Source organism: Aeromonas rivuli (genome assembly GCF_000820045.1).
GTDB lineage: Bacteria > Pseudomonadota > Gammaproteobacteria > Enterobacterales > Aeromonadaceae > Aeromonas > Aeromonas rivuli.
Window position 1 is genome coordinate 63,587 of record NZ_CDBJ01000062.1, and the last position, 18,284, is coordinate 81,870.

General features: G+C 62.1%; 18 protein-coding genes. 4 read left to right on the plus strand and 14 right to left on the minus strand.

Features of this window, described 5'->3' with window-relative positions; translation table 11 throughout:
- Positions 1–62 precede the first annotated feature (62 nt).
- The 14 genes from BN1130_RS14700 to pspA all read right to left on the minus strand — a co-directional run bounded on the left by BN1130_RS14700 (position 63) and on the right by pspA (position 13,327).
- A complete protein-coding gene (locus tag BN1130_RS14700; RefSeq protein ID WP_042042873.1) occupies positions 63–1,727 on the minus strand; it encodes an AMP-binding protein in 1,665 nt (554 codons plus the stop codon).
- A gap of 98 nt (positions 1,728–1,825) precedes the next feature.
- A complete protein-coding gene (locus BN1130_RS14705; RefSeq protein ID WP_042042874.1) occupies positions 1,826–2,104 on the minus strand; it encodes a YfcL family protein in 279 nt (92 codons plus the stop codon).
- 102 nt (positions 2,105–2,206) lie between these two features.
- Positions 2,207–3,322 (minus strand): ATP-NAD kinase family protein, encoded by a 1,116-nt coding sequence (locus tag BN1130_RS14710; RefSeq protein WP_042042875.1) that lies wholly within the window; start codon positions 3,320–3,322, stop codon positions 2,207–2,209.
- Positions 3,323–3,541: 219 nt separating this feature from the next.
- A complete protein-coding gene (gene yfiB, locus BN1130_RS14715) occupies positions 3,542–4,021 on the minus strand; it encodes an outer membrane lipoprotein YfiB (RefSeq protein ID WP_042042876.1) in 480 nt (159 codons plus the stop codon).
- The gene (gene dgcN, locus BN1130_RS14720; protein ID WP_042042877.1) at positions 4,021–5,289 is read right to left on the minus strand and encodes a diguanylate cyclase DgcN/YfiN; all 1,269 of its coding nucleotides are present in this window, start codon (positions 5,287–5,289) and stop codon (positions 4,021–4,023) included. The genes yfiB and dgcN overlap by 1 nt, the downstream gene beginning before the upstream one ends.
- Positions 5,286–5,843, minus strand: a complete 558-nt coding sequence (yfiR, locus tag BN1130_RS14725) for a regulatory sequestration protein YfiR (protein WP_042042878.1) — start codon at positions 5,841–5,843, stop codon at positions 5,286–5,288. Before yfiR ends, dgcN begins: the two co-directional genes overlap by 4 nt.
- Before the next feature lie 227 nt (positions 5,844–6,070).
- A complete protein-coding gene (gene tyrR, locus BN1130_RS14730; RefSeq protein WP_042042879.1) occupies positions 6,071–7,618 on the minus strand; it encodes a transcriptional regulator TyrR in 1,548 nt (515 codons plus the stop codon).
- A 161-nt stretch (positions 7,619–7,779) separates the two neighbouring features.
- A complete protein-coding gene (locus BN1130_RS14735; RefSeq protein WP_042042880.1) occupies positions 7,780–8,118 on the minus strand; it encodes a 4a-hydroxytetrahydrobiopterin dehydratase in 339 nt (112 codons plus the stop codon).
- Positions 8,119–8,176: 58 nt separating this feature from the next.
- On the minus strand, positions 8,177–8,971 hold the full coding sequence (phhA, locus tag BN1130_RS14740; RefSeq protein ID WP_042042881.1) for a phenylalanine 4-monooxygenase: 795 nt from the start codon (positions 8,969–8,971) through the stop codon (positions 8,177–8,179).
- Positions 8,972–9,184: 213 nt separating this feature from the next.
- Positions 9,185–10,210, minus strand: a complete 1,026-nt coding sequence (locus BN1130_RS14745) for a YcjF family protein (RefSeq protein ID WP_042042882.1) — start codon at positions 10,208–10,210, stop codon at positions 9,185–9,187.
- A gap of 187 nt (positions 10,211–10,397) precedes the next feature.
- On the minus strand, positions 10,398–11,813 hold the full coding sequence (locus BN1130_RS14750; protein WP_042042883.1) for a YcjX family GTP-binding protein: 1,416 nt from the start codon (positions 11,811–11,813) through the stop codon (positions 10,398–10,400).
- Positions 11,810–12,217, minus strand: coding sequence for an envelope stress response membrane protein PspC (gene pspC / locus BN1130_RS14755; RefSeq protein ID WP_042042884.1), 408 nt, complete (start codon positions 12,215–12,217; stop codon positions 11,810–11,812). The genes BN1130_RS14750 and pspC overlap by 4 nt, the downstream gene beginning before the upstream one ends.
- A 192-nt stretch (positions 12,218–12,409) precedes the next feature.
- A complete protein-coding gene (gene pspB, locus BN1130_RS14760; protein ID WP_005907556.1) occupies positions 12,410–12,646 on the minus strand; it encodes an envelope stress response membrane protein PspB in 237 nt (78 codons plus the stop codon).
- Between the two features lie 3 nt (positions 12,647–12,649).
- Positions 12,650–13,327: a phage shock protein PspA gene (gene pspA / locus BN1130_RS14765; protein ID WP_042042885.1), complete on the minus strand. Its 678-nt coding sequence runs from the start codon at positions 13,325–13,327 to the stop codon at positions 12,650–12,652.
- 195 nt (positions 13,328–13,522) lie between these two features.
- On the opposite strand from pspA, the gene pspF reads away from it, so the two are divergent.
- From pspF to BN1130_RS14785, 4 genes are all read left to right on the plus strand, one after another.
- Positions 13,523–14,590, plus strand: a complete 1,068-nt coding sequence (gene pspF / locus BN1130_RS14770; protein ID WP_042042886.1) for a phage shock protein operon transcriptional activator — start codon at positions 13,523–13,525, stop codon at positions 14,588–14,590.
- 83 nt (positions 14,591–14,673) lie between these two features.
- Positions 14,674–16,269 carry an ABC transporter substrate-binding protein SapA gene (gene sapA / locus BN1130_RS14775; protein WP_042042887.1) on the plus strand — a complete coding sequence of 532 codons (1,596 nt, stop codon included), beginning with the start codon at positions 14,674–14,676 and terminating at the stop codon, positions 16,267–16,269.
- Positions 16,270–16,389: 120 nt separating this feature from the next.
- Positions 16,390–17,349, plus strand: a complete 960-nt coding sequence (locus BN1130_RS14780; protein WP_042042888.1) for an ABC transporter permease — start codon at positions 16,390–16,392, stop codon at positions 17,347–17,349.
- Entirely contained in the window at positions 17,333–18,226 is an 894-nt protein-coding gene (locus BN1130_RS14785; protein WP_042042889.1) for an ABC transporter permease subunit, read from the plus strand. The genes BN1130_RS14780 and BN1130_RS14785 overlap by 17 nt, the downstream gene beginning before the upstream one ends.
- The last annotated feature ends 58 nt before the right edge of the window (positions 18,227–18,284 follow it).

Below are 18,284 nucleotides of genomic sequence, written 5' to 3' on the forward strand. Positions count from 1 at the left end.
AGGGGGAGCCTCAGCTCCCCCTTGTTCTCTTCATGATGTGAACGGCCAATCACCCACTGGCCTCAACTCTCGCGCACTATGTTGCGATCCTTGGGCCATTGATCCCCGAGCTCGGCATATTTTTGCTCGAGCAGATGACGACGGATCTTCATGGTCGGGGTCAGCACGCCGTTCTCGATATTCCAGGGGGCCTTGACCACCAAGATGCCCCGCAGCCTGGCATGGGATTCGAGCTTGTCGTTGACCCGCTGACGGGCGGCCTCCAGCTCGGCATCTATCTGGGCACTGTTCCCCTTCATGGCCTGCTCCGAGAGCTGCACCAGGGCGATGGGCTGCGGCATGCCATAACCGATCACGCACAGCTGCTCGATGATGGACTCCTGACCGAGCAGCCCCTCGATGGGCACAGGGGCCACATACTTGCCCTTGGCGGTCTTGAACACATCCTTCATCCGCCCCGTGATGGTGAGATAGCCTTCGCTGTCGAGCTTGCCCATGTCTCCGGTGCGCAGCCAGCCTTCGGTATCGATGGCTTCGCTGCTGTGTTCCGGATCCTTGTAGTAGCCCAGCATCATGCCCTCGCAGCGGCAGAGGATCTCCCCCTCCGGCGAGATCTGGATGCGCACCCCGGGCCCCGCCTTGCCGACCGTGCCTATCTTGTCGGCCCGGAAGGGGTAGTTGAGGGTGGCGTAAGCATGGTTCTCCGTCATGCCCCAGGCCTCGGTGATATTGAGGCCGATGCTGTGATACCAGGCGAGCAGCGCCGGAGCCACCGGGGCTGAGCCGCAGCCCAGCACCCGTGCCTGATCCAGCCCCAGACCCTGTTGCAGCTTGCGTTTGATAAGCGTGCTGACAAAGGGGATCTTGAGCAGCAGGGCCAGCTTCTTCTGGGGCAGTTTTTCGTGGATCTTGATGCGGAACATGGCCCAGAGCCGGGGCACAGAGATAAATACGGTAGGACGGCAGCGTTTGACGTCCTCGATAAAGGTATCCAGGGATTCGGGGAAGCTTATCTCGGCGCCGCTAAACAGGCTGCCACCATAGATGTAGACCCGCTCGGTGATGTGGGCGAGCGGCAGGTAGGAGAAGCCGCGATCGGCCTCCCGCAGCCCCACGGCCTCGACCAGCTTCTCGCAAGACCAGGCGTAACGCTCGACGCTGAGCATGGCTCCCTTCGGCTTGCCGGTGCTGCCGGAGGTGTAGACCAGGCTGAGCAGATCCTCGCCCCGTTGCGGGGCCAGATCCCGGGCCGGTTCGTGGCTGGCCAGCAGGGCATCCCACTGGTGCTGGGCCGGCATGGTGTCATAGGGCATGGCGATGCGGGGCAGCTCCGCGGGCAGACCCGCTTCCTGGCTATGCCAGTCATCGAGTTTGCCGACGAATACCGCCTTGGCCTCGCTGTGGCGCAGCACATACTCAATGGTGTCTATGTTGGCGGTGGGATAGATGGGGACGCTCACATATTGCCCCATCTGCAGCGCCAGATCGGCGATGAACCACTGGGCGCAGTTCTTGGAGAGCAGGGCTATCTTGTCCCCGGGCTCAAACCCCAGGGCGCGCAGGGCTGTCACCAGACGGCGCGCCTCGTCGGCGACCCTGGCCCAGCTGAAATCTTGATACTGACGATTGATGGTCTGACGAAGATAGACTCGATCCGGGCACTGTTGTTCCCACTGATAGAGCATCTCGAGCGGCAGCCGTTGGGCTATGGTAGAGGCGCTGGTCATGGTGCTTTCCCTGAAACAAATGAGGTAGTTTATTATTAACCTTTTGTTAACCTTCGGGAAAGCACAACCTTAAACTTGTGTTTGAAATGTGTCTGGGATCAAGCTTCTGCCTGCAGTTGCAGTCGCTTCCACATGGCCTGTACCAGGGTCTCATCCTGCTCCGACAACTCCCCCTGCAAGATGGCGTCGTTGAGGCTGCGCAGCACGTAGCTCTTCACATCCCGGATCAGCGTCTTGCCCTCCAGCTCGGCCCTGGCCACCGCCAGGGAGATATGGCCCCGCAGATAACCCCCGGCAAACAGCTCATCTTCGGTCGCCGTGGTCACCATGCTGTCTATCAGTGCCAACAATTTGTGTTCAAATTCATGAATCGTCATTTAACGCAGCCTCATTCGCCGGGATTGCCGGCAAGATAACTTGGGGTTGGAACCCTGATCCGGTTGATCGGGCTCCACAGGGCATGCCGCATCCTTGCAGTGCTATTGTGGGTTGGCCACCGGATAGATGACCTGATCCCTATATCCTGTCGTGATCCTTTGATAACCGCACAGCGCGCGATCCAGCGCCTCGTCACCGGTATCCACCAGCAGAGGGCGCCCTTCCAACGCCGCCAGTTTGCGCTTGCTCGCCACCACCAGGATGTTGTCCAGACCGACCGCCCGGATCACCTCCGGGCTGAGCTGCTGGTTGCCGCGACCAAACAGGTGCCCCTGTCCGCCTATCAGGGTAATGATCAGTCGGCAGTGGCGGCCACGAGTCCGGGTCAGGATCTCGTGAGCGCCCAGATCCTGCCCGATCAGCTGACCATTTTCCACCAGATCCACACCGAGCAGACTATTTTCCAGACCCAGCCGGTCCATGCAGGCCGCAACGGTCCCCCCCGATCCCATCAGGTAGAGGGTATCGGGCTCCATCTGCTCCATCACTTCGGCCGCTATCTCGTCGAGCACCAGCTCTTCACTCTCCCGGCCCCCCTGCTTGACCGACTGCACGTAGCGCAGATCGTTCGGAACCTTGAGCTGACCATAATGGCGGGCTCGCACCCGCCCCTCGCGAAAGGCGACCTCGTCGATGTCCATCACCTCCCCCTCCATCAGGCTGAGCAGCTCACCTGCGATCATCCGGGCCACAACCCGGCCGCTCGCCTGAGGGGTCACGCCATAGACCCCAGAGTGAATTTTGCAGCCAGCCGGGATACCGAGCACGTGCAGCTGCTCTCCCACCTCGGCGCAGATATCCCGGGCCGTGCCATCACCGCCGGCAAACAGCAGCAGATCGACGCCAGCGTGCATCATCAAACGTGCCGCGGCCCTGGTGTCTTCCGGTGTCGTCTGGAGCGAAACGGGGTCATAGATCACCCTATGGGGCAGGCCAAGCTCATCCGCCAGGCGCCCTCCCATCTCACCGGCCACCGTCACTATCTCAAAAGAGTGAGCCAACCCAATCAACGGTTGCAGCGCCTGGCGGGTACGCTCATTGGCCCTGGGCACGGCGCCCCGGGCCAGTGCCTCGTCCAGCATGCCGTCACTGCCCTTGAGGGCGACCTGGCCGCCTATGCCGGCGACCGGATTGATGATAAGTCCTAGCCGAAACATCGCTCTCCTCCCTGCATGCCTTCGCTATTGGCCGCTATTCTAACCGCCGCCCGCCGAGGGACAAGGGGCAGAGGCTGCATCATGGCCGGTTATCCATCCAGGATCTCACATTACGGCCCCCAGATAGGCCAGCGGCTGGTTCCCGATGACAAGAAGGGCGCCACAGGCGCCCTTCTCTTGCATCACACTCCCGCGCATCATGCGCTCACCGTCACCGGCTTACTGGTTGGGGATCACGATGGAGACCCGACGATTCTGGGCCCTGCCTTCACGGGTCTTGTTGTCGGCGATGGGTTCAACCTCGCCTCGCCCCTGAATGATCAGGTTGGCCGGAACCATGCCGGCCAGGACCATGACATCGGCCACCGACTGGGCACGGGTCAGAGAGAGCCGCTGGTTATAATCGGCCGGGCCGTTGGTGTCGGTATGACCTTCGATCCGCACCCGGTTCAAACCGACCAGTTGCAAATTGTCGGCCAATGTACGCACAGCCCCTTGAGTCTGCTCGCTGAGTCGGCCCACATCGTTGGCAAACAATACCCGATTGGAGAGATCCAGGGTCCAGCCCTCTTCGGTCAATCGGAATCCCTGCTCCTTGAGCATGGCGAGCTGTTCGGCGCTCAGGCCCGTCTGGGTGGCGCAGCCACCAAGCAGCGTCAGCAGCAGCCCGGTCAGGGCGACACGAATAACCATCTTCATTACCTACTTTCCTCTTTGGGTGTGTGAACCTCTGACTCCCTGGCCCGCTGCGCCTTGTCTTGCCGCTTGGCAAGATACATGGCGTGATCGGCGTGCTGCAACAGGGCCTCGGCGCTGTCGCCATCGGTGGGGAAATGGGCCGCCCCTATGCTGAGGGTGCAATCGAGCCGACTGCCATCGGCCAGGGCAATGGATTCGGCCATGGCCTTGCCGATGCGATTGATGATATCGACCACATCCCGATCGGCCGAGATGGGGCTGAGCAGTACCACGAACTCATCGCCCCCCAGGCGCGCCACCAAGTCTTGTGGCCTGAGCTGATGCTGGACACGCCGAGCGATGGCCACCAGCACCTCATCCCCGGTGCCATGGCCCAGGTTGTCGTTGATCTGCTTGAAGTTGTCACAATCGAGGTAGAGCAGGGAGAAGCGCTCGGCGCGGGCCCGGCCATTGTTCATCGCCTGTTGCAATCGAGCCTCAAACAGCGCCCGATTGGGCAATTCGGTGAGGTTGTCGTGGGTGGCCAGGTGCAGCAGGCTGGCATTTTCGCGCTCTTGATGAGCCTGCCAGGCCTCGAGTTCATCGAGCAGCGAATTGAAATCCTGGCCCAGGGTATTGAGTTCGGTGATGCTCGCTTCGGGCACCCGCAGTTTCAGGGAACGCTCGCGGCTGACCCCATGGGCCACCTGTGCCAGGGATCTCAGCGGTGTGGTGATGGATCGTTGCATCAGGCGGGCAATATAGAGCGCCCCCAGGGTACTGAGCAGCATGCAGACCAGCATGGCCGCCAGCACCTGTACCAGGAAGCTGAGCAGATACTGGCCATGACCAACCAGCTTGATGCGGGCAACCTCGTGGCCATTGTGGATCATGGGCAGTTCGATGGGCCCGGGCAGCACCAATTCGGCCAACTGCCGCTCCAGGGCGAACCAGGGCAAGGAGGCGGGTCTGGACCAATAGGCCAGCAACTTCCCCGAGGCGAGCACTATGCTCACCTCGGCCACATCCTCATGGGAGGCAATATTTTGCAGCGCCTCCCGGGCCGCCTCCCCATCCTGAAACACCACCGCGGCTTCCGTGGTATAGCCGATGGCGCGCGCCACCAGGTCAAGATTGTGATCCGTGTAAAAACGCAGCGAGAGCATGGCCATGGCGGTGAGCAAGCCCCCCACCAGGCAGACCGCCGTCAGGGAGACCATCAGGTGGGTGCGATCCAGGCTCTGCCGCAGGGTCAGCCGTTTTTTGCCAAGGCGGATGAAGGAGATCATGGTCGCGCCTCGTCAGCCCGGCCCAGCTTGAGCACGGCGGGATGCACCTTGACCCCGCTCAGGGCCAGGGCATCGAGATTGACGTTGAAGCGCACTCGCTCATCCCCCACCTGCAGGCAGAAGACACTGCTGGTGCTGCAAGGGCCATCCTTCTCACTGATGCTGAGTACGGCATGGCCTTGCAAATGGGCAAACAGCGCCAGCCGTTCGGCCTCGGTGACATCCCCCAGATAGATCACATCGCAATGCCCCGGGATCAGGGGATCGCCAACACTGTAGCGGCTGACCGTGACCCGGCGGCCATTGGCTTGCTGGCGAAGATGAAAGAGGCTATCGGCATACTCGGTCGGCCCCAGCACACAGAGTCGCAATACAGGGGGTTCCACAGGCCAGCGGGTATAGCTGAGGATATCGAGCACCGTCTGGCGCACGTGTTCCACGCGCAACTCGGCCTGGGTGCCAGAACGGCCAGGGGTCTGGATATCGGCCAGAGCCAGGGAGCTTGCCAGCAGGAAGAAACCAGCAAACAGATGAAGCAGATACGATAAGTGCATAGGTTTGATCATAGAGATAGCCGAACAGATCCTAACATGTCCCTGAACCACAGGGTTAGCCCGACAGTGCCGTGCCACGGCGCTTCCTGTCAACCGCCAGCGCCAGCATAACGCCGTTATCCACAGCGCTGGCCTCCAAGGCCATGATAGATCAAAACAGGTTCTGGCCTTTTTCCATAGAAAAAGAGGCCAAACGGCCCCTTTGCATCGGCTGAAGAGCGGGTCTGTTACTTCTTGCCGATGCCATATTCCCGCAGCTTGTTGGCGATGGCGGTGTGGGAGACCCCGAGGCGCTTGGCAAGCTGGCGGGTCGAGGGGAAGGCCGGGTAGAGACGCGCCAGCAAGCGGCTCTCGAAGCGCTTGACCGCCTCGTCCAGTGCCCCTTCGAACCACTCGTCGATGAGCGGCATGGCATCGGGGGCGACCGGCAGGTCTATCTGTTCGGGGCCAATCTCGTCCCCTTCCAGCAGCGTCATGGCGCGGTAGAGGCAGTTGCGCAGCTGACGCACGTTGCCCGGCCAGCGGTAGGCGGTCAGGTATTCGGCCATGTTACGGGTGAAGCGTGGGCGCGGGCGCTGCAACTCGCTGGCGAAACGGGCGACGAACTGCTGGGCCAGGGCCATGATATCCGCCTTGCGCTCGCGCAGGGGGGGCAGCGCCAGACTCAGCACGTTGAGACGGTAGTAGAGATCTTCGCGAAACTTGCCCTCGGCCACCAGATCCAGCAACTGCTTCTGGGTGGTGCAGATGAAGCGCACATTGACCTTCACCTCCTGCTCGTCGCCGACCCGGCGAAACACCCCGTCTTGCAGCACGCGCAGGAACTTGGTCTGCAGGTGCGCGGACATGTCCCCTATCTCATCGAGCATCAGGGTGCCACCGCTGGCGAGCTCGAGTACACCGCGCTTGCCCTCGGTGTTATTGCCAAAGGCGCCGGGGGCATAGCCAAACAGCTCGCTCTCGGCCACGTTGTCGGGCATGGCGGCACAGTTGAGGGCCATAAAGGGGTGGCTGGAGCGCAGGCTGGCCCCATGACAGGCGCGGGCCAGCAGCTCCTTGCCGGTGCCGGTTTCGCCGACGATGAGCAAGGGAGCATCCTGCATCGCCAACTTGCTGGCCTCAGTCAGAACCTGTCTCATCTTGGGGCTCTCTGCCTGCAGATGCTCGAAACCGCCCACCTCGATGGCATGCAGGGCGCTGAAATGCAGACCGACCCGGCGGGCAGACTTGAGCACCACCACGGCGCCCGCCAGAGCTTGCTTGCCCTTCTCTTCGGCCACGAACAGCGGCATCAGATCCGCCAGGTACTCCTCACCGCCCAGGCTCAGCTTGCAGGTCTGCGGCTTGATGTCGCTCGACTCGAGCCAACGGGTGAAGGCGAAGCCCTTGATCAGGGAGCCGAGGGCTACCCCCTTGACCTCCTCCTGTGGCAGGTTGAGGGTGGTCAGGGCCGACTGGTTGACCTGGGTGATGCGACCGCGACTGTCGAGGGAGAACACCAGATCCGGCAGCGCCTTGAGCAGGGCGCGGATCTCGTGATGCTCCCGCTCGGAGGGCAGGTAGGGGATGGTCTTGACGTCATGTACCCCGGGGATGCGGCGGATCTCGGGCATCAGGTGCTGGAAGTCGCGAAACTCCAGCTCGGGGAAATTGAGGTAGATGATGCCTGTGGTATCGATTTCGATGCCGCGCAGATCGATATTGTGCTCCACCAGACGATCGAGCAATTCCCGGGTCAGACCCAGGCGGTCTTCACAGCTGACTTCAAGACGCATTCGAGGCAGGCTTCCTGGCTAACTTCATGATGGGCGTGATAATAACGTCTCCCCCCCGCCAGTGCGAGACTTGCCCGGTAAAAATGAGGGCCCGCCCCGGTTTGCACCGGGCAGGCCCACGACGCCGTCACTACCGTCCCCCTAGAGAGGGCTGGCGTGCACTATTTGAACAAGCTGTCGGTGCGCGCCGCCATGATGAAGTCATTGCGGTGCAGGCCGTGGATCTTGTGGGTCCACCAGGTCACCGTCACCTTGCCCCACTCGGTCAGGATCCCCGGGTGATGAAACTCCGCCTCGGCCAGTTCGCCGAGCCGGTTGGTGAAGGCGAGCGCCTCCTTGAAGTTGCGAAAGGTGAATTCACGGCGCAGTTGCAGTGCGCCCTGTTCACTCACCGGCTGCCAGTCGGGAAGGGCGCGCATCAGCTCGGCCAATTCATGCTCGCTCACCCTGGGGGCATCGGCCCGGCAGGCCTCACAACGCTGGGTTGCCAGTTCAGACATGTTTTTCTCCTTCTCTAACGAAAGCGGGATGTCAGGCACCAGGCCTGGATGATCGGGTTCAACTTGCGGCCTGGATCTGCCTGGGGGGATAGAGGGGCTCGAACAGACCCAATTCCCTGGCCCTGGTCAATTGCGCCAGTATCTCCTCCCGGGTCAGGGTATAGAGGCTGTCCAGGCTCGGCAGCACATAATAGAGGGGCTGCATGATGTCGATGCGATAGGGGGTGCGCAGCACATCTTGCAGCGCGAAAGGGGCGCGGCGCGGCGTGTCGGACAGGGCATAGGCGGTCTCGCCGATGGAGGAGAGGATGCCGCCGCCATAGATGCGCAACCCCTGCTCGGTTTGCAGCAAACCAAACTCCACGGTGAACCAGTAGAGCCGGGCCAGGAAGACCCTCTCCTCCTTGTTGGCACTGAGTCCCAGCTGGCCATAGGTGTGGGTGAAATCGGCGAAGGCCGGATTGGTCAACATGGCGCAGTGGCCGAAGATCTCGTGGAAGATGTCCGGCTCTTGCAGATAATCGAGCTCATCACGGCGGCGGATGAAGGTGGCCACCGGGAACTGGCGATGGGCGAGCAATTCGAAGAAACGGTCGAAGGATATGAGCGCCGGCACCGCCACCACCGACCAGCCGGTGCAGGGCGCGAGCACGGCATTGATCTCCCCCAGCTGAGGAATGCGATCCCGGGGCAGCTCGAGCAGGTCCAGCCCGGCCTGATACTCGGCGCAGGCCCGCCCGGCCAGACAAGGCAACTGACGCTCGATCAATATCTGCCAGGTAGCATGTTCATCGTCGCTGTAGTCGATGAATCCCTGGCTATCCGCTTGGCGGGCACTGTAGTGATTTCCCATGCTGGCATCCTGCGACATCGGTGGCGATAGCGAGTCGGTCGCCATGTCCGTGAGCCACTCCCATTGGCTCAGAAGAGGTTATCTTGCCCAACCACTGACAGCAGGGCCTGATGGGATCACTGTAACGATTTCTCCCCTAAAAAAGCAGCCGACCCAGGGTCGGCTGCGCATTGATGAATGTAAAGAAAATGTGACAGGCGGGCTCATCCCCGACTACCCCTTGCTCAGGTAGCCCGCTATCTTGCGCACCAGCCCCTTGCGCATCTCGGAGAGTCTGGGCTTCTCGTCCGCGCACCAGGGCAGCGGGCGGCACGCCTCTATGGTGCGCAGGCCAAGCCGGGCAGTGAGCAGACCGGCCCCCACCCCTTGCGCCGCCCGGGCCGAGAGCTTGGCGGTCAATTCCGCCCCCAGCAGATCCATGCCCACCTCGGTCACCAGCTCGGTCGCGCCGGCATAGAGCATGTTGCGAAATACCTGACGGATCAGGTGAATGCGGCTCCAGTAGCCGAGCTCGATGGCATAGACATCGGCGATATCTTCAATCATGCGCAGGTTGCGCCACAGCATCAGCATCATGTCGACGGCGGCGAGGGGGCTCAGTGCCACCAGCACCGCCGCCTCCCCCGACCACTTGGCCACCCGGGCCTGGGCTAGCTTGTCGCGCTCGGTCAGCACCAGCTGGCTGTAGAGGGTCAGCACCTCGCGATCGCTGTGGCTCTCGTCGAGCTGGGCGAGCCAGTGCTGATAGCCCTCCCGCCCCTTGTCGCCACTTTTTACCGCCAGCCCTTCGCAAAAGGCTTGCCCCTGCCCCACCCCCTGATGGGCCAGCAGATCCTCGGCCTTGGAGCGTACATCCTGGCGCCGCTTGAGTTTGCGCAGCCGCAGCCACTCACGCCCGACCACGGTCGCGGTGCCGACCAGCACCAGGCCGGAGGCGACAAGCCAGGCTCCACCCCAGAATGGCGAGGCGAGGAAGCTCTCATAGAGAAAGCCGACAAACTGCCCCAGGGAGAGCAGACCGACCGCCCCCAGGCCCCAGGCCAGCAATCGGTGCCGGCGTCGGGGGCGCACCGTCAAGGCGGGTTCAACCTCGGTCAGTTCATCCAGGGCTTCCAGCCGCTCGAAGCTCTCATCCTCCAGCACCTGAGCCTTGGCAAGGGGGGCGGGCTCCGGGGGAGTGAGCGGCTCTTCCAGCACGACTCTGCCCTGCAACCTGGGCTCCTGTTTTAGCTCATTCATGCCGCTCTCCTCTCTCCCAACCTCTGAGCTGGGAGTTATTCAATGGATCCCTAGACCCGGGATCACAACACTGTGTGTCCCGAGCCGGGCCAATTTATTCCAACCGCTCCCCAGCAGACATGCCGGGGAGCATAGAGACATATCATGCAAGGCCATGGCGTTCTGCCCTGATGGACCCCAATGGCCGCTATTCCAGCTTGTCGCCCAGCAAGAACTCCAGGGCGGCATCGAGGCGAATATGGGGCATCGCCTGATGGGGGCTCATGGGCAGAGGACGGAAGGCCTGGAAGTCGAATTGCTGACCCTGCCACCAGGCGGCAGACGGGATCTGGGCCGGCACTTCCCCCGGGAATATCAGCAGTGGCTCACCGGCGAGACTGGTGCCCTTGATGGCCGGAAACTCGCGCCCGCCCGCCATGCCCTTGCCCGCGTCGGTCGCCTTGATGGAGGCCAGCGCCAGACACTCGGTCGCGATGCCTTCGAAGCGCGCCTGACCCCGTCCGCTCTGCACCAGATGCTGCAGCAAGGAGACCAGGGGAGCATGTTGATCCGGAGTGACGTGATCGGCCTTGCTCGCCACAAACAGCAGCTTGTCGATGCGCGGCGCAAACAAGCGGCGCCACCAGCTGCTCTTGCCATAGGCAAAGCTCTCCATGATGCGGGCGATGGATTGCTGCATGTCGCCGAAGCTCTCGGCCCCGGCGTTGAGGGGTTGCAGACAGTCCACCAGCACTATCTGGCGATCGAAACCGGCGAAATGTTGCTCGTAGAAGCCTTGCACCAGATGCTGCTTGTACTGCTCGAAGCGCCGCTTGAGGGTGAGATACAGGCTCTCTTCCCCCAGGGTTCCCGCGGGGCTCTCCCAGACCCAGGGCACGAACTGCAACATGGGGGCCCCCTGATATTCCCCCGGCAGCACGAAACGACCGGGTTGAATGAGGTGCAGCCCCAGCTCGCGCTTGCAGGCATGCAGATAGTCGGTGTAACGCTCGGCGAGACGCGCCACCTCCCCCTCATCAAATGCTTGTTCCGCTCGCCAAGGCTGACCCTGCTCGGTCAGCTGCCAGGACGCGGCCAGGGCTTGCAAGGCGGGGCGTTTGAGCTGCTCGCGCACCTGCTCGCTCCACTGCTCGTAGCTCAGTTCAAGCAGCGGCAGATCCAGCAACCACTCCCCCGGGTAATCCACCAAGTCCAGATAGAGGGTCGATACCTCCCCCAAGTGGCGACGCAGAGGGTGGCGGGTGCGATAACGCAGCTCGAGGCGAACCTCGGCCACGCCACGGGTCGCCTCGGGCCAGGCGGGGGGATCGGCGAAGAGGCTGCCCAGCCCCCGTTCATAGGGAAAGGTGGGAATGTGCAGATTCTGCTGAGGCACGCGGCGCGCGCCCAGCAGACGCCCCTGACGGGCGGCATCCCAGAGGGGCAGGCGGCCATCGATGGCGGCATGCTCGAGCTGATGGACCAGGGCGGTGATGAAGGCGGTCTTGCCGCTGCGCGACAAGCCGGTCACCGCCAGACGCAGGTGCCTGTCACGCACCCGATTCACCGCGTCCTCGGCCTTGTGCTGCAAGGCCGAGAGCTTTCTCTCCAGAGTGCGTATCAAAGTTTGTTGAATTCTCGCTGCAGGGTGAACTCCTTGGAGGTCACCAGTTTCTCGATCCGCTGCACCCTGGGCTCCAGGGCGGCCAGCTCGCGGCTCACCTTGTCCAGGGCCTGCAACGGCGTCATGCCCGCCTGCCAGCTATGGGCCTTCATCCGGCTCTCCGCAGGAGTCGGCGAGTCGGGCGTCAGCAACACCGGCTTCTTGTCGAGCAGGAACCAGGCCGCGATATAGGCGGTGAAGGTGATGAAACCGGCGAAGATGAGGCCACTGATGGCCAGCAATCGCACTATCCAGGTCTCGACCCCAAAGTACTCGGCGAGACCGGCACAGATACCGGCGATACGCCCCTTCTGGGGATCGCGGTAGAGATTGCGGCGGCTCTCTTGTCCAAAGGATTCACTCATGCCTTGTTCCTCCAGCCAGGTACCACGGCGTTCTGCCTGGATGCCGAGGCCCCGGACATACCCATCCAGGATTCATCGTTCAGGATAGAGAGGCTCATACCTTGTTCCTCCAGCCAGGTACCTCGGCGTCCTGCCTGGATACCGAGACTCCGAACATACCCATACGGGGCTCATCATTCAGGATAGAGAGGCTCATACCTTGTTCCTCCAGCCAGGTACCTCGGCGTCCAGAATGGACTCGAGGGCCCCGACCCGCTCCTGCATCTTGTCGGCTTTTTGCAAGAGGCCCTGCAACTGATCCCGTTCGTTATCGGCCAGACCGACCCCGATCCGCCCCTTGGCCCTGTAGTGCAGCACCAACCAGATGGGGGCGACCACCACCATGAAGACCATGATGGGTGCCACGAATATGCCAAGAATGTCTTCCATGCATTACTCTCCCTGTTTGCCGTCGCTGGCCTGACCCATCTTCTGGCGCAGGGCATCCAGCTCGCGGCTGATCTGATCGTCGACTTCCAGCTCGGCAAACTGGCTCGCCAGGGTCTTGTCGGACTGCCCCAGATCGGCGCGGGCCTCCATCTCGTCAATACGGCGCTCCATGCGTTCAAACTTGTCGACCACCCCTTGGCTGCCGCCACGGGCGACCTGGCTCTGCACATTCAAGCGGCTGCTGGCCGCCTCGGTGCGGATGACCATGGCCTTCTGACGGGCGCGAGCATCTTCGAGCTTGGCTTCGAGCTGGCGGATCTCGTCACCCAGCTTGTCGATGCCTGCGTCCACGGCCTGGCGCTCACGCGCCAGGTTATCGCCAAGCTCAGCCTGCTTCTTCTTCTCGATGAGGGCGGCGCGCGCCAAATCTTCACGCCCCTTGGAGAGGGCCAGCTCGGCCTTGCTCTGCCACTCGTCGACCCGCTCCTGATGGCGGGCGACCTGGCGACCAATCTCTTTCTGATCGGCCAGGAAGCGAGCCAGGTTGGAGCGCTCCTTGACCAACTCATCTTCCATCTCCTGAATGATCAGGCGCACCATTTTTTGCGGATCTTCCGCCTTGTCCAGCAGCGCCGTCAGGTTGGAGTTGATGATGTCGGCTAACCGGGAAAAAATGCTCATGATGAGACTCCTTTGATTGCATGAGTGATTTACCATTCGAGTATTGCAACCACCATGCCAAATATTTAAATATCGCTAACCCAATGATTTATCTAGGAACACCATGCCACATGACTCGAATGAAGAATAGTGGGGTGATAAAAATAACCAACTCTTGGTAATATTGACCAGCTTTTACCAACCACAGGGAACATCATGGCCACGGAAAGCCTGCTTGGCGTGTCGAACGCCTTCCTCGAGATAGTTGAACAGACCTCACGACTGGCGCCACTGCGCAAACCCGTGCTCATCATCGGCGAGCGGGGCACCGGCAAGGAGCTGATCGCCCATCGCCTACATTATCTCTCGCCGCGTTGGGATCAAAGCTTTGTCACCATCAACTGCGCCACCTTGAGTGAGAGCCTGCTGGAAACCGAGCTGTTTGGCCACGAGGCGGGATCCTTCACCGGCGCCGCCAAGCGCCATCAGGGCCGTTTCGAGCGCGCCGATGGGGGCACCCTCTTCCTCGACGAGCTGGCCACCACCAGCGCCCGGGTTCAGGAGAAGCTGCTGCGGGTCATCGAATACGGCGAGTTCGAACGGGTTGGCGGTGCCAAGGCGCTCTGCGTGGATGTGCGGCTGGTGTGCGCCACCAATGAAGACTTGCCTGCCCTGGCCGAACGTGGCGGCTTTCGCCATGACCTGCTCGACAGGCTGGCCTTCGATGTCATCACCCTGCCCCCCCTGCGTGAGCGGCGCGACGACATCCTGTTGCTGGCGGAGCATTTTGCCCACGGCATGACCCGAGAGCTGGGTTACGATCTGTTCGCCGGTTTCTCCCGGGAGGCGAAGGCGCTGTTGCACGACTACGACTGGCCCGGTAATGTGCGCGAACTCAAGAACGTGATTGAACGCAGCATCTATCGTCAGGCCAATCCCAGGCTGGCCCTCGGCGAACTGGTGATAAACCCCTTCGACTCTCCCTGGCGTCCCGGGGCGCGGCGCACCGCGTCCACCACCGGCATCGAGCCGGTCCGAGGATCCACGGGGCAAGAGGCGGATACAGCTGATACAAATGAGGCTTTTTCAATCTCTTTGCCGACCCTGCCTTGCGATCTGAAAACCCAGGTGGCGAGCGTCGAGATAGATTTACTCAAGCAAGCGATGCGACAATCCCAGTATAATCAGCGCAAAGCCGCCCAACTGCTGACCCTGAGTTACCACCAGTTTCGCGGGATGTTACGCAAATATCAGCTGCTGGACGGGGACAATGACCCCGTCTGAAAGGTGGAGCGTCCTGTGACAGGTCGCCACCGTGGGGGCCATCGGCTTCGCCAACTTGCTAACGACATGGTTTCATAATGAGAATGCTCACACCACTGCTGCTCGCCAGTCTCGTACTGCTTGGCGGCTGTCAGAAACAGACGGAAGCCTCCACAACGGGGCTCATCTACTGCAGCGAAGGGGCGCCCCAGACCTTCAATCCCCAGTTGGCCAATTCGGGGGCAACCCTGGATGCCAGCGCCCGCCCCCTCTACGATCGCCTGCTGGAATCGGATCCCTATACCCTGGCGCTGCACGGCAGTCTGGCCCGCGACTGGCAGGTGAGCGAGGATGGGCTCATCTACACCCTGAACCTGCGTCAGGATGTGTTGTTCCATCACACCGCCTGGTTCTCCCCCAGTCGCCCCCTCAACGCCGACGATGTGCTGTTCACCTGGCAGCGGCTGCTCGACAGCGCGAACCCCTATCACCATGTTTCTGGCGGCCACTACCCCTATTTCACCAGCCTGGGGCTGGATAATCTGCTGCACAGTGTGCGCAAGACGGGCCCCTATCAGGTGGTATTCGAGCTCAATCGCCCCGATGCCTCCTTCCTCGCCACCCTGGCGAGTGACTATGCGGTGGTGCTCTCCGCCGAGTATGGCCAGGCCATGCTGGCCGCCGGTACCCCCGCCCTGCTCGACAGCCACCCCATAGGGACTGGCCCTTTTCGCTTCAAGGAGTATCGCCACAACGAGTTCATCCGCTTCGAGCGCCATCCCGGTTACTGGCGCGGCCCGGCCCCCCTCGAACAGCTGGTCTATGACATCACCCCCAAATCCTCCAAGCGGCTCGCCAAGCTGCTCACCGGTGAATGTGACGTGATGAGCTACCCCTCCGCCAGTCAGCTGTCGGTGATCCAGCAGCATGATGATCTCACCCTGGCGGTGCAGCCCGGCATGAACGTGGCCTTCCTCGCCCTCAATACCCGCAAGGCGCCCTTCAACAAGGTGCAGGTACGCCAGGCCATCGCCAGTGCCATCAATGTGCCCAATCTGTTGCAAGCGGTCTATTTCGGGACTGGCCAGAGTGCCAACAGCCTGCTGCCGCCGCGCTCCTGGGGTTATGATCCCAGCTCGCCGAGTCGCAAGCAGGATCTCGACCGGGCGCGGGCGCAGCTCAAGGAGGCGGGACTGCCCCAGGGCTTCGAGATGCAGGTGCTGGTGCCGCCGGGTTCGCACCCCTACAACCCGGACGCCTTGAAGACGGCTCAGCTCATCCGCAACGATCTCGCCGAGGTGGGCATACGGCTGCGCATCGTGCAACAGGAGGCTCCCGTCATAGAGCAGCGTCTGAGCAAGGGGAATTACGACAGCCTGTTATCGGGCTGGATGGCCGACAACGCCGATCCGGACAACTTCTTCCGCCAGCTGCTGAGCTGCAACGCCGTAGCCCAGGGCAACAACGACAGCCGCTGGTGCAACCCGGCCTTCGATCAGTTGCTCGACGATGCGGTGGGCAGCGGCAAGCTCTCGTTCCGGCTGCGCAACTACTATTATGCCCAGCGCATGCTCAACGAGCAGCTGCCCCTGATCCCCCTGGCGCATGCCCTGCGTATCCAGGCCAGTCGCAAGGACGTGCTGGGGTTGGAGTTGATGCCCTTCGGTGGCACCTCCTTCAATCAGGTCCACCGCAAATGAGCATGCCAATCCGGACATCATCCCTGCCATCGCTAGCCTCCGACCAGCCTGCTGACAGCGCTGGCCTGCTCATTCGTCCCCAGGGGGACGCCCTCTTCATCCCGTCGCAGAGGCACTAGCATGCTGTTTTACATATTGCGTCGTATCAATCTGCTGCTCATCACCCTGCTGGCATTGACGGTGGTCGCGTATCTGCTCGATTACCGTCTGCTCGGCCAGCAACCGAGCTTCTGGAGCGGCTACCCCGATTTCCTGCGCCATATCTTCGAGGGAGACCTGGGGGTCTCCAGCGTCTCGGGGCGCCCCGTGCTCGATGAGATCCGCCACTACTTCCCGGCCACCTTGAGCCTGTGCGTCGCCGCCTTTGCCATCTCCTTGTGTATCGGCATTCCGCTGGGCACCCTGGCGGCCCTCTATCAGGGCCGTGGCCTGGATATGGGCATCATGACCGCCGGCCTCATCGGCTACGCGGTGCCCGTGTTCTGGCTGGCGCTGCTGGTGGTGATGTTCTTCTCCCTGGATCTCGGCTGGCTGCCCGCCTCCGGCCAGCTCAGTCTGCTCTATGACGTGCCATCGATCACCGGGGTCGCCCTGGTCGATGTGCTGCTGAGCGAGGAGCCCTGGCGTGATGCCGCGCTGCACGATGCCCTGCGCCACATGATACTGCCCTCTCTGGTCCTGGCCGTGGTGCCCACCACAGAGGTGATCCGCCATGTGCGCAGTTCCCTCATCGACGTGATGAAGCAGAACTACATCAAGGCTGCCGCCAGTCGCGGCCTCTCCCGCCGCCAGATTGTCTGGCGCCATGGCCTGAAGAATGCCCTGCCCCCGGTGCTGCCCCTGCTCGGCCTGCAGCTCGGCAGTGTACTCACCTCCGCCATGATCACCGAAGTGGTGTTCGAGTGGCATGGCATAGGACGCTGGCTCATCAACAGCATCGCCCTGCAGGACTATGCCGCCATCCGTGGCGCCACCCTGGTGGTCGCCGGTTTCGTCATCTTCATCAGTGTCAGTACCGACCTGCTGACCACGCTCATCTATCCGGCGCGGCGCAAGGAGTTGTATGCAAGACAAGGATAATCTCTACCCCGAGCTGCGGATCCTCTCCCCCCTGGAGCAGACCTGGGCGGCCTATCGGCGTAATCCACTGGCCATGGCCGGGCTCTGGTGCTTTGTTGCCCTGCTGCTGCTGACCCTAGTTGGCCCGTTGCTGGTCCCTTATGGCATAGATGAGCAGCACAGCGAGCATCTGCTGCTGGCTCCCTCCTGGGCCAACAGCGGCAATATCGACTACTTCCTCGGCACCGATGATCTGGGCCGCGACATGCTGTCGCGACTGGTGGTCGGCGCCCGGCTCACCTTCGGCTATGCCCTGGGGGTGGTGGCGATCGCCATGGTGATCGGCACCCTGATCGGCATGCTGGCCGGCATGAGCCGAGGGCTGAAATCGAGCGTACTGCACCATCTGCTCGATACCCTGCTCTCCATTCCGTCCTTGTTGATGGTTATCATCATGGTCGCCATCCTGGGCCCCGGTCTTGGCAATACCCTGATCGCCATCACCCTCGCGCTGATCCCGCCCTTCATCCGCGCCACCTATAACGCCGTCCATACCGAGATGCAGAAGGAGTACATCATCGCCAGCCGCCTCGACGGTTCGCCCCCCTGGCGCATCATGCGGCTGGCCGTGCTGCCCAACATCGTCGAGACCCTGGTGGCCCAGACCACCCGCACCCTGTCGGCTGCCATACTGGATATATCGGCGGTGGGCTTCCTCGGCCTCGGTGCCCAGTCTCCCCAACCTGAGTGGGGAACCATGCTGGCCGACTCGAGCGACCTCATCTATCTGGCGCCCTGGACAGTCACTCTGCCAGGGATGGCCATCCTGTTTAGCGTGCTGGTCACCAACCTGGTCGGTGAAGGAATAAGAGAAGCACTCAAAGAGGGAAATGACTGATGCGGGTGAACCATGATATTCGCAGCCCGGGCATCTCCACCCCTCTCACAGGAAGGAT